Genomic DNA, 10605 nt, shown 5'->3' on the forward strand with positions numbered 1-10605 from the left:
GAAGTCAGACCGTCGCAGGTTGATCTTCGCCGGCATAGGCGCTGCTGAGTGTCAGCAGATGCCGCCGTTGTTCCGCCGCCAGGTAGGGCGCGAGCAGGTGCAGCGTGTGATGCGCGCCGCGCAGCAGGGCGCCCTGAGCATGGGCCGGCTCCAGCGCCTCGCGCGGGTTGCGAACGTATTCGTAGCTGAGCCAGTAGGTCAGCACCACCACCATGCTCTGCGCCAGCGTGTCGACCTCGCGCGCATCGATGTCCAGGTGCCCGGCGCGGCCCAGGCCGGCGAGCAGGACGCGAATGGCGCGCACCTTGTGCTTGAGCACCAGCTGGAACTGGGTTTCGAGATGCCGGTTCTTGCTGAGAAGATCGTTCAGGTCCCGGTAGAGGAAGCGGTAGCGCCAGATCAGCTCGAACAGGCTGTGCATGAAGAACCAGGCGTCCTCCACGTCGTGCACGCCTTCGCTCGCGTGCAGGAGTTCCAGCAACTCGGTCTCGTAGCCTTCGTAGAGCCGGTTGATCAGCTCGTCCTTGGCGGGGTAGTGGTAGTAGAGATTGCCGGGGCTGATGTTGAGTTCGCCGGCCACCAGGGTGGTCGAGACGTTCGGCTCCCCGAACCGGTTGAACAGGTCAAGTGCGGCTTCGAGGATGCGTTGCGCAGTTCGGCGTGGCGCTTTCTTGGCCATGTCGTAGCCCCGGTTTGTCTCGTTGGAACACTCTAGCGCAAGTCCAAGGGGCGCGGGGAGGGGGGCGGCACCTGCTGGGTGCCTTCCAGGGAATCAGCTCGGGGTCAGCTGGCGTCGCCGGGCTTGTGTCGTTGGGAGGGTTTGCGGGGAATGGCTGCGCGTGCCGTGGCGCCAGCGCCGCCCTGACGTTTCAGCTGCGCCTCGAGCGCCTCCACCCGGGTCCGCAGCGCCTCGACTTCCTGCGCCGACGGCACGCCGAGCTTCTCGAGGGCCCGTGCGACCCGGTCCTCGAAGATGTTCTCGAGCTTGCCCCAACTGCCCGCGGCCTTGGTTCCGAACTCGCTCGCGAACCCGGCCATCCGCGCCTGGGCCTGTGCCAGCGTCTCTTCCGCGGCCTGCTGGGTCTTCTTCTGCACGCCCGCGCCGTCCTTCACGAGCGCTTCGAAGGCCTTGCTGCCTTCCTGCTGCATCTTGGCGAAGGCGCCGAGCCCGGCCAGCCAGATCTGCTGGGCGGAGTCCTTGATGCGGTCGGTGGGCTTTTCGTCGTCTGGGGTCGGCATGGGTGATCCTTGGTGTGGTCTCGCGACTCTAGCCGCGGTGCCGGGACGGTTGTAGAGGCTAAGTTCTAGCTTCGAAGGGAAACTTTCACAGATGGGATAATCCCCGGTTCGCGCGCCAGTAGGCGACATTCGTACATCTGACAATAACGAGGGACCCCCATGATCCTGGTAACCGGGGGCGCCGGCTTCATCGGCGCCAATTTCGTTCTCGACTGGATTGCGCAAGGCAACGAGGCGGTCGTCAATCTGGACAAGCTGACCTACGCCGGCAACCTCGAGACGCTGGCGTCCCTCAAGGGCAATGCCAGGCACGTCTTCGTTCAGGGCGATATCGGCGACAGCGCCCTGGTCGACCGGTTGCTGGCCGAGCACAAGCCTCGGGCCGTCGTCAACTTCGCCGCCGAGTCGCATGTCGACCGTTCGATCCATGGCCCGGAAGACTTCGTCCAGACCAACGTGCTCGGCAGCTTCCGGCTGCTCGAGTCGGTCCGGGGCTACTGGGGCACCCTGCCTGCGGAGCAGAAATCGGCTTTCCGCTTCCTTCACGTCTCGACCGACGAGGTCTACGGCTCGCTCTCGGCCACCGATCCGGCCTTCACTGAAGAGAACAAGTACGAGCCCAACAGCCCCTACTCGGCCAGCAAGGCGGCCAGCGACCATCTGGTGCGCGCCTGGCACCACACCTACGGCCTGCCCGTTCTCACGACCAACTGTTCGAACAACTACGGGCCCTTCCATTTCCCCGAAAAGCTCATCCCGCTGATGATCGTCAACGCGCTCGCCGGCAAAGCGCTGCCGGTGTACGGCGACGGGATGCAGGTGCGCGACTGGCTCTATGTCAAGGACCATTGCAGCGCGATCCGCCGCGTGCTGGAGGCCGGCCGGCTCGGCGAAACCTACAACGTCGGCGGCTGGAACGAGAAACCCAACATCGAGATCGTCAACACGGTCTGCGCGCTGCTGGATGAACTGCGTCCGCGTGCCGATGGCAAGAGCTATCGCGAGCAGATCACCTACGTGACCGACCGCCCCGGGCACGACCGCCGCTACGCCATCGATGCGCGCAAGCTCGAACGCGAACTGGGCTGGAAGCCGGCCGAGACTTTCGATACCGGCATCCGCAAGACGGTCGAGTGGTATCTGGCCAACGGCGAGTGGGTGGGCAACGTCCAGAGCGGCGCTTACCGTGAATGGGTGCAGAAGCAGTACGACGCTGCGCCCGCGAAGGCGGCGGCATGAAGCTCCTGCTGCTCGGCAAGAGCGGGCAGGTGGGCTGGGAGCTGCAGCGCAGCCTGGCGCCGCTGGGCGACCTGGTGGCGCTCGACCGTGACAGCACCGATCTGCATGCCGACTTCAGTCGGCCGGAACAGCTGGCCGAGACCGTGCTGTCGGTTCGACCCGACGTGATCGTCAATGCTGCGGCGCACACGGCCGTCGACAAGGCCGAAAGCGAGCCCGAGCTGGCGCGCAAGCTCAACGCGACGGCGCCGGGCGTGGTGGCGCAGGCGGCGCAGCAGGTCGGGGCGTTGATGGTTCACTACTCGACCGACTATGTCTTCCATGGCGGCGGCAGCAAGCCCTGGAAAGAGGACGATGACACCGGACCGCTCAGCGTCTACGGCAGCACCAAGCTCGAGGGCGAGCAACTGGTCGCGAAGAACTGCGCGCGCCACCTGATCTTCCGCACCAGCTGGGTCTATGCGGCGCGCGGCGGCAATTTCGCCAAGACCATGCTGCGGCTGGCGAAGGAGCGCGATCGGCTCACGGTGATCGACGACCAGTTCGGCGCGCCGACCGGGGCGGAGCTGCTGGCCGATGTCACGGCCCATGCCATCCGGGCCACGCTGGGCGATCCGGGCAAGGTCGGGCTGTACCACCTGGTGGCCGGGGGCGAAACGACCTGGCATGGCTATGCACGCTTCGTGCTGGCGCAGGCGCAGGCCGCCGGGGTCGAACTCAAGGCTTCGGCCGACGCCGTCGATGCGGTTGCGACCAGCGCCTTCCCCACGCCCGCCACGCGCCCACACAATTCCCGGCTGAATACCGACAAGCTGCAGCACACCTTCGGCCTCAAACTGCCGCACTGGCAGCTTGGCGTTGCGCGCATGCTGGCCGAAACCCTCTAACCCCTCGACTTTCTCAAAAGAATGACCCAACGCAAAGGCATCATCCTCGCCGGCGGCTCCGGCACGCGGCTGCACCCGGCCACGCTGGCCATGAGCAAGCAACTGCTGCCGGTGTACGACAAGCCGATGATCTACTACCCGCTGAGCACGCTGATGCTCGGAGGCATGCGCGACATCCTGATCATCAGCACGCCGCAGGACACGCCGCGCTTCCAGCAATTGCTGGGGGATGGCAGCCAATGGGGCATCAACCTGCAGTACGCGGTGCAGCCGAGCCCGGACGGGCTGGCGCAGGCGTTCATCATCGGGGAAAAGTTCATCGGCGATGCGCCGAGTGCGCTGGTGCTTGGCGACAACATCTTCTATGGCCACGACTTCGTGCATCTGCTTGCCGCAGCCGATACCAAGACTTCCGGCGCCACGGTATTTGCCTACCACGTCCTTGATCCGGAGCGCTACGGCGTCGTGGACTTCGACGCCAATGGAAGAGCCAGCAGCATTGAGGAAAAGCCCGTCAAGCCCAAGAGCAGCTATGCGGTGACGGGGCTCTACTTCTATGACAACCAGGTCGTCGACATTGCCAAGGCGGTGAAGCCGAGCGCGCGGGGCGAACTCGAAATCACTGCGGTCAATCAAGCCTATCTGTACCTGGGCCAACTCAACGTCCAGATCATGCAGCGCGGATACGCGTGGCTGGATACCGGTACGCACGAGAGCTTGCTGGAGGCGGGGCAATTCATCGCAACTCTCGAGCATCGGCAGGGGCTCAAGATCGCGTGCCCCGAGGAGATCGCGTGGCGCCATGGCTTCATCGATCGTGAGCAACTGGCCAGGCTGGCCGTTCCGTTGCAAAAAAACGGCTATGGCAAGTATCTCAGCCATCTCCTTGCCGAGGAGGTTCGCTCGTGAATGTAATACCCACCGCGATCCCGGATGTTCTGGTGATCGAGCCCAAAGTCTTTGGCGACGCGCGTGGCTTCTTTTACGAGAGCTTCAATCAAAAGGCTTTCGATGACGCAGTAGGTAGCCACGTCGAATTTGTCCAGGACAACCACTCGCGCTCGGCAAAGGGCGTGCTGCGGGGCCTTCACTACCAGATCCAGCAACCGCAGGGGAAACTCGTCCGCGTCGTGCGCGGCAGCGTCTATGACGTCGCGGTGGACATCCGTCGCTCCTCGCCGACTTTTGGCCAATGGGTGGGACTGGAACTTTCCGAAACCAACCATAAGCAACTCTGGGTCCCGGCTGGTTTCGCCCACGGCTTCCTGGTTCTCAGCGAGGGCACGGAGTTTCTGTACAAGACCACCGACTACTACGCGCCGGCGTATGAGCGATGCATTGCATGGGATGACGCGAGATTAGGAATCGACTGGCCTCGCAGCGCCGATGCTCCGAAGTTGTCCGCCAAGGACGCTGCCGGCGACGATTTCGATCGGGCCGAAACTTTTTCTTGAGCGCTAGTCCCACACCGAATTCTCCGGTGATCGGGTACACCCGCCCTGACTCCCGCCGCACCGGCGATTTCGACGGTGCGGTGCGCCGTTGCGTCTAGCCTGATGGCCTTATCTTTTTAGCAGGAATAGCAATGATTCACCCTACAGCTTTGATTTCGCCAGATGCTGAGATCTCTTCCAACGTCAGCATAGGGCCGTACTCCGTGATAGGCAAAGTCAAAATTGGTTCTGGCTCTGTCATTCACCCGCATGTCGTCGTGGCGGACGGCGTTAGCATCGGCGAAAACGTGGAAATATTTCCCGGAGCCTTTCTAGGCAAGGAACCCAAGGGTGCGGGCGCGCTGGCGCGCAAACCAGTCTTCGAAAAGAACGTCGTCATCGGAAATGGATGTTCGATCGGACCCAATGCCGTAGTTTTCTATGACGTTGAGATCGGAGAGAGTACGCTTTTGGGCGACGGCGCTTCCGTGCGTGAAAAATGCAAAATAGGTTCGAAATGCATTTTGAGTCGATATGTTACGGTCAATTACAACACTACGATCGGCAATGACACCAAAATCATGGACAACACGCACATCACTGGAAATTGCCGCATCGGTGATCGCGTTTTCGTGAGCGTTCTGGTTGGCACGGCAAATGACAATCTCATCCGGGCCGGGTTTGCCGATCACATCAATGGCCCGACCCTCGAGGACGACTCGGTGATTGGGGTCGGGGCGACTCTTTTGCCATCGGTTGTCGTCGGGCAAGGTGCGACAGTTGCCGCCGGCTCGGTCGTTACGAAGAACGTCACGGCAAGAACGCTGGTCGCGGGCGTACCCGCACGTTTCGTGCGCCAGATTCAGGACAATTGATGGGAGCACTCCAGAGCGCTAGGCAGTGTGGGTTAAATGATGCAGGTTAAAAGGCGAATCTTCAATCGGCTGCGCAGCGCACTGCGTAGCAGACAGGCTATGCTTGCCATGCTATTCGACGCACAGTGGTATCTCAGGACGCTGCGGCCCGGCGTGGAAATCGGGGGCGGGGATGCTCTGAATCATTATCTCAACGCCGAGGGATTCATGGATGGGGATCCCAACCCGATGTTTGATCGAGAATGGTATTTCGCACAACATCCCGCGTTGCAGGCGGAGCGAAGAAATCCACTGCTGCATTACATTGAAGTTGGGGAACGTTTGGGAAGCACGCCGAGCCGCGATTTTGACCCGACCTGGTATTCCACTCAATATCCGGATGTGAAACGCGGCGACGGCCGGCTACTGGCGCATTTTCTGAGGTTTGGGCTACACGAAGGACGACGGCCAAAGCCTTTGCACCCGCATCTATCGGCGGTTTTCGACGCCGACTACTATGTGGCGCAATTTGGGGTAGAGCACCCCGCAGGCGATCCGTTGAACCATTACCTCTACGCGGGTGGCCACTTAGATCGCAACCCGAATAACCTGTTTGACACCGCCTGGTACATGCAGCGTCATGGGGAAATAGAAAGCGAACACCTCCAGCCTTTGATACATTATTTGGAGGTCGGCGAGCCTGCCGGTTGTGCTCCTGGCCCGGACTTCGACCCGAAGTGGTACGCCGAGAACTATCCGCAAGTCCCTGCGGCAGGATTGAGTCTTCTGGGACATTACATCCGGTACGGCCGCAACGAGGGTTATCTGCCACGGCGCCCGCTACCGAACGTCGGCACTGTTTTCGACCCCGACTGGTACTTGGCAGGGCTGCATGGGATCAAACCCCAAGGCACGCCTCTTGAGCATTACATGGCGGAGGGGTATCTCGAACATGATCCCAATCCGTTGTTCGATACTGCTTGGTACGTCGAACAGCATCCCGGACTCGCTGAATCCGGCGAGAACCCATTGCTTCACTATCTGCAGGTAGGGGAGCCTCAGGGAGATCCGCCGAGCCTCAGGTTCGATCCCCGCTGGTATGTAGAGAATTACCCAGATGTCGCGGCCGCTGGAATTAGCGCGTTGGCGCACTATCTCGAGCATGGTACGAAAGAGGGGCGAATGCCGAAGAGGCCGCGACATTTCGAGGAAGCGCAGGAACTGATGGCGTTTCTGTCGGGGTTGGCTCCTAGTGTCGAGCCCGTGCGCTGCTCCATGACCCTTGCGCTTCACTCGCTGGCCCAGATGGCGCGCACGAATGGCGGGCGCCTCGGGGTTCAGTCGGTCTATTTCGGCGCAGAGCACTTACGCGAAGGCGTGGTCGATGACCTTCAGTATCCCGGGCCCGCCCAAGTGCTTCGCTGCGAGCACATGTTTGCGCTTGCGGGCACACGTTATCTGGTCAGCCCGTTAGGAGCCATTGCGCACGACGAAGACGCCCATTTTCATGATCAACCGGGCTCGTCCATTAAGTACCACGGCGCTCGCCGCTTGCCCAAGGGCAAAGGTCTGCAGCTTCACTTTGGATTGCGACAAGGGGCGTGGATCGAGCGTGGCATCAACGTCATGCATGAGTATGAGAACAACTATTTTCACTTCATAGCGGAATCGATTCCTCGGATGATGCTCGCCGAGGAGGCGGGCATACCGCCAGAGGTGCCATTGCTCTGCGCTGATGATCTTCATCCGAACATAGCCGTGCTTTTCGAGCGTGCCAATTTTGGCGGGCGTCCAGTCCTCAAGATCGAGCGCGGAACGATGTACCGCGTCGAGGAAATGTATTACCCCTCCGATCTGACGACCATCGTGGACGCCTACGAAGGAGGCGGCGTGGCACGGCAGTCCTGCTTGGATGTCCAGAGAATCCGACGTGGAATAAGTCATTGCCGGACGGGAATCGTCGCGCCTACAGGACGCCGGCGGCGAATTTTTGCAAGTCGTGCCGGAGCCGCTCGCAAACTCCTCAATCAGATTGAAATTGAAGAGCGTCTGGTAGCCGTCGGGTTCGAAGTAGTCCGCTCGGACGAACTCAGCCTCGAAGAGCAGATTGCGATATTTCAAGAGGCGGAGATGATCGTGGGCCCCACCGGGGCTCAGATCTCCAATATCGTCTGGTGCCCACCCGCGACCGAACTGGTCGTCCTTGCCTCCGATCATCCGAGTCACCAACTCTACCTGTGGGAATTGCTGGGGCGCGTATCGAACGCGAAAGTTAGCTTTATGCAAGGGCCAAGGGCATATTCCCGCAATGACTGCTATAGCTTGCACGACGACTACAGCATCGATGTGGATGCCCTCGTGGAACTCTTGAAGGTGAGGGGGAATATTTGATGAATGGCGTGAAAAATAAAAATTCCGGCATCCCGCCAGCACTCAGTGACGCGGTCGAGTTTGTTGATCTGACGAGGCTGACTGACCCGCGCGGGAATTTAACGTTCATTGAAGGAATGCGCCATGTTCCGTTCGATATCCAGCGAGTCTATTATCTGTATGACGTTCCCGCTGGCGAAGAGCGAGGAGGGCATGCGCATCACGATTTGCAGCAGCTAATTATTGCGGTTTCGGGAAGCTTCGACGTCATTTTGGACAATGGAGAAGAGCGATGCACCGTGACATGCAATCGACCCTTCAAAGGGCTTTTGATGAAATCGCTGGTATGGCGCGAACTGGAAAATTTCTCTTCTGGAGCCGTTTGCCTGGTCCTTGCTTCCATGAGGTATGAGGAGGCGGACTACATCAGGGACTATGAAGAATTCGTATCAATCGCTGGGACAAGAGGACAAAAATGATTCCATTCTTTGACATCCACGCCGGACATTCCGCACTCGCTGCAGAGTTGCAGGCGGCCTACCAACGCGTGGTCCAAAGCGGCCACTTGATCATGGGGCCGGAAACAACCGCATTTGAAGAAGAGTTTGCGGCTTATTGCGGCGCGAAGTACTGCATCGGAGTCGGCAACGGACTTGACGCGCTGGCGCTGACCTTGCGCGCAAAGGGGATCGGTCCTGGCGACGAAGTGCTGGTCCCTTCCCAGACCTTTATCGCCACCTGGCTCGGCGTCTCGATGGTTGGGGCAACGCCTATTCCGGTGGAAATCGACCCGGTTACCTACAACCTCGATGCGCGAATCATCAAGAGCAAGGTGAGCGGCAAGACCAAGGCCATCGTTCCGGTCCACCTGTATGGTCTGCCGGCGGCGATGGAAGAGATCAATGCGCTGGCCCAGGACCTGGGCCTATTCGTTTTGGAGGATGCGGCGCAAGCGCATGGCGCGTCTCAAGGCGCGCTGCGCACCGGCGCGCTCGGGCATGCGGCGGCTTTCAGTTTTTATCCGACGAAGAACCTCGGCGGCATGGGCGACGGTGGCGCGGTCGTGACTAGCGACGAAGTCTTGGCGGACAAGGTGCGGATGCTTCGAAACTACGGCTCCACCCAGAAGTATGTGCACGAGGTCGCGGGTGTGAACTCCAGGCTGGACGAACTCCAGGCGGCGTTCCTGCGAGTCAAGCTGAGCCGGTTGGACGATTGGAACCGCCAGCGCCAGGCGCTCGCGTCCAGATACTCCGCAGGTCTCGAGGGGGTTGGTGACCTGCGCGTTCCGCACGTCCCTGCTGGGCGTTCGCACGTCTTCCATCTCTATGTCGTTGCGTCGGCGCGACGCGCCGAGCTCTCTTCGCACCTGCAGGCGCGTGGCATCCAGACGCTTGTGCACTATCCGATCCCTCCGCACGCGCAAGGCGCTTATCGCGAACTCGGTTATTCGTCTTCCGATCTGCCGCTCGCATGTGCGGCGGCGGAGCAGACGCTTTCGCTTCCCATCTGGCCGCAAATGAAGACTGATCAGGTCGACCGCGTCATCGATGAAATCCGAGCTTTCTTCTCGTAGAAGGCGTATTTCCCCATGCGTTCCCCCTTGGTTTCAGTCGTTATTCCGATCTTCAATCAGGTCCGCTTCGTGGTTGAGACGGTGGGCAGTGCGGTGCGCCAAACCTATCCGAACCTCCAAGTCATCGTAATTGATGACGGCTCTACGGACGGAAGTTCGGAGCTTCTGGAGCGGGAGTTCGGCGATCGCATTGCCTTGATCAGGCAGCCGAATTCTGGCCCCTCGTTGGCGGTGAACAGAGGTCTTGCCAGCGCGCGCGGAGACTTCATCGCGCTACTGGGCGGCGACGATGTGTGCGTGGAGGACCGCATCTCCATCCAGCTTGACTTGATCGAGAAAACGGCCCACGACATCATCTTTTCCAAGCCAGTGCTAATCGACGATTCCAGCACGCCTCTCGAGGACGACGCCTTTCCGGTGTTCTATCGCACGATGCCGGAAGACTCCTTGCTTCGTACTCTGGCAATGGAAGGAAATTTTCTGTGTGCTTCCAGCGCCTTCATGCGCAGAGAAGTCGTGGAAAAGATTGGAGCTTTTCATCCCGGGTTGATCCAACTTCAGGACTACGAATACTGGCTGCGTGCGCTGGCGATGGGCTTGCGCTTGGCGCAGTTCGAACCCCGCGTGGTTCGATATCGCCGACACGCTGAAAATCTGTCGTCTCGTAGAGGCAACTTCGCATCGTCGGCAGAGATGATGCCAGTCCTCAGGTCAGTGTTGGAGGGTGGCCATCCGACTCTCTTGCGGGATGCTTTTGGCCCTCTGTTCGCGCCTGTCGAGGATCGGAGCAAGCCATTGAGTCCTTTTGACAAGAGTCTGCTGCTTCTCGCTCATCCGCGGAGCGAAATACGGATGATGGGACTCGAGTACGCGACGACGCTGTTCAGCGACGAAGAGTTCATGGCCACAGCCCGGAAGTTTGGTCTCAATCTCGTACAGTTTGTGCGCAATGCTGCGTGGGACACTGCTCGCGCCAACTGACCTACCTTCCTGTTTCCGATGGCGTA

Annotated in this window: 11 protein-coding genes; 9 read left to right on the forward strand and 2 right to left on the reverse strand. The window is 60.3% G+C overall.

What is annotated here, in order from left to right; translation table 11 throughout:
* Nucleotides 1–4: 4 nt before the first annotated feature.
* Entirely contained in the window at nt 5–679 is a 675-nt protein-coding gene (locus tag AC1DYK_RS14510) for a TetR/AcrR family transcriptional regulator (protein ID WP_478166965.1), read from the reverse strand.
* 104 nt (nt 680–783) lie between these two features.
* Entirely contained in the window at nt 784–1239 is a 456-nt protein-coding gene (locus tag AC1DYK_RS14515; RefSeq protein WP_478090783.1) for a phasin family protein, read from the reverse strand.
* Nucleotides 1240–1398: 159 nt separating this feature from the next.
* Here AC1DYK_RS14515 and rfbB point away from each other — a divergent pair, with 159 nt between their 5' ends.
* From rfbB to AC1DYK_RS14560, 9 genes are all read left to right on the forward strand, one after another.
* The gene (gene rfbB / locus AC1DYK_RS14520) at nt 1399–2478 is read left to right on the forward strand and encodes a dTDP-glucose 4,6-dehydratase (protein WP_478166966.1); all 1080 of its coding nucleotides are present in this window, start codon (nt 1399–1401) and stop codon (nt 2476–2478) included.
* A complete protein-coding gene (gene rfbD, locus AC1DYK_RS14525) occupies nt 2475–3365 on the forward strand; it encodes a dTDP-4-dehydrorhamnose reductase (protein ID WP_478166967.1) in 891 nt (296 codons plus the stop codon). The genes rfbB and rfbD overlap by 4 nt, the downstream gene beginning before the upstream one ends.
* Nucleotides 3366–3386: 21 nt before the next feature.
* Nucleotides 3387–4274 (forward strand): glucose-1-phosphate thymidylyltransferase RfbA, encoded by an 888-nt coding sequence (gene rfbA, locus AC1DYK_RS14530; protein ID WP_478166968.1) that lies wholly within the window; start codon nt 3387–3389, stop codon nt 4272–4274.
* Nucleotides 4271–4819, forward strand: a complete 549-nt coding sequence (gene rfbC / locus AC1DYK_RS14535) for a dTDP-4-dehydrorhamnose 3,5-epimerase (protein WP_478166969.1) — start codon at nt 4271–4273, stop codon at nt 4817–4819. The genes rfbA and rfbC overlap by 4 nt, the downstream gene beginning before the upstream one ends.
* Before the next feature lie 131 nt (nt 4820–4950).
* Nucleotides 4951–5673: a DapH/DapD/GlmU-related protein gene (locus AC1DYK_RS14540; protein WP_478166970.1), complete on the forward strand. Its 723-nt coding sequence runs from the start codon at nt 4951–4953 to the stop codon at nt 5671–5673.
* A gap of 108 nt (nt 5674–5781) precedes the next feature.
* Nucleotides 5782–8043, forward strand: coding sequence for a glycosyltransferase family 61 protein (locus AC1DYK_RS14545; protein WP_478166971.1), 2262 nt, complete (start codon nt 5782–5784; stop codon nt 8041–8043).
* On the forward strand, nt 8043–8501 hold the full coding sequence (locus tag AC1DYK_RS14550) for a sugar 3,4-ketoisomerase (protein ID WP_478166972.1): 459 nt from the start codon (nt 8043–8045) through the stop codon (nt 8499–8501). Before AC1DYK_RS14545 ends, AC1DYK_RS14550 begins: the two co-directional genes overlap by 1 nt.
* The gene (locus AC1DYK_RS14555) at nt 8498–9598 is read left to right on the forward strand and encodes a DegT/DnrJ/EryC1/StrS family aminotransferase (protein ID WP_478166973.1); all 1101 of its coding nucleotides are present in this window, start codon (nt 8498–8500) and stop codon (nt 9596–9598) included. Before AC1DYK_RS14550 ends, AC1DYK_RS14555 begins: the two co-directional genes overlap by 4 nt.
* Nucleotides 9599–9613: 15 nt before the next feature.
* Nucleotides 9614–10579 carry a glycosyltransferase gene (locus tag AC1DYK_RS14560; protein WP_478166974.1) on the forward strand — a complete coding sequence of 322 codons (966 nt, stop codon included), beginning with the start codon at nt 9614–9616 and terminating at the stop codon, nt 10577–10579.
* The last annotated feature ends 26 nt before the right edge of the window (nt 10580–10605 follow it).

The organism is Variovorax sp. P2_H12 (assembly GCF_056403395.1).

Bases quoted from the DNA above. Each gene is read 5' to 3' on its own strand.
- AC1DYK_RS14510 (WP_478166965.1), bottom strand. From the start codon at position 679: ATGGCCAAGAAAGCGCCACGCCGAACTGCGCAACGCATCCTCGAAGCC.
- AC1DYK_RS14515 (WP_478090783.1), bottom strand. From the start codon at position 1,239: ATGCCGACCCCAGACGACGAAAAGCCCACCGACCGCATCAAGGACTCC.
- rfbB (WP_478166966.1), top strand. From the start codon at position 1,399: ATGATCCTGGTAACCGGGGGCGCCGGCTTCATCGGCGCCAATTTCGTT.
- rfbD (WP_478166967.1), top strand. From the start codon at position 2,475: ATGAAGCTCCTGCTGCTCGGCAAGAGCGGGCAGGTGGGCTGGGAGCTG.
- rfbA (WP_478166968.1), top strand. From the start codon at position 3,387: ATGACCCAACGCAAAGGCATCATCCTCGCCGGCGGCTCCGGCACGCGG.
- AC1DYK_RS14540 (WP_478166970.1), top strand. From the start codon at position 4,951: ATGATTCACCCTACAGCTTTGATTTCGCCAGATGCTGAGATCTCTTCC.
- AC1DYK_RS14545 (WP_478166971.1), top strand. From the start codon at position 5,782: ATGCTATTCGACGCACAGTGGTATCTCAGGACGCTGCGGCCCGGCGTG.
- AC1DYK_RS14550 (WP_478166972.1), top strand. From the start codon at position 8,043: ATGAATGGCGTGAAAAATAAAAATTCCGGCATCCCGCCAGCACTCAGT.
- AC1DYK_RS14555 (WP_478166973.1), top strand. From the start codon at position 8,498: ATGATTCCATTCTTTGACATCCACGCCGGACATTCCGCACTCGCTGCA.
- AC1DYK_RS14560 (WP_478166974.1), top strand. From the start codon at position 9,614: ATGCGTTCCCCCTTGGTTTCAGTCGTTATTCCGATCTTCAATCAGGTC.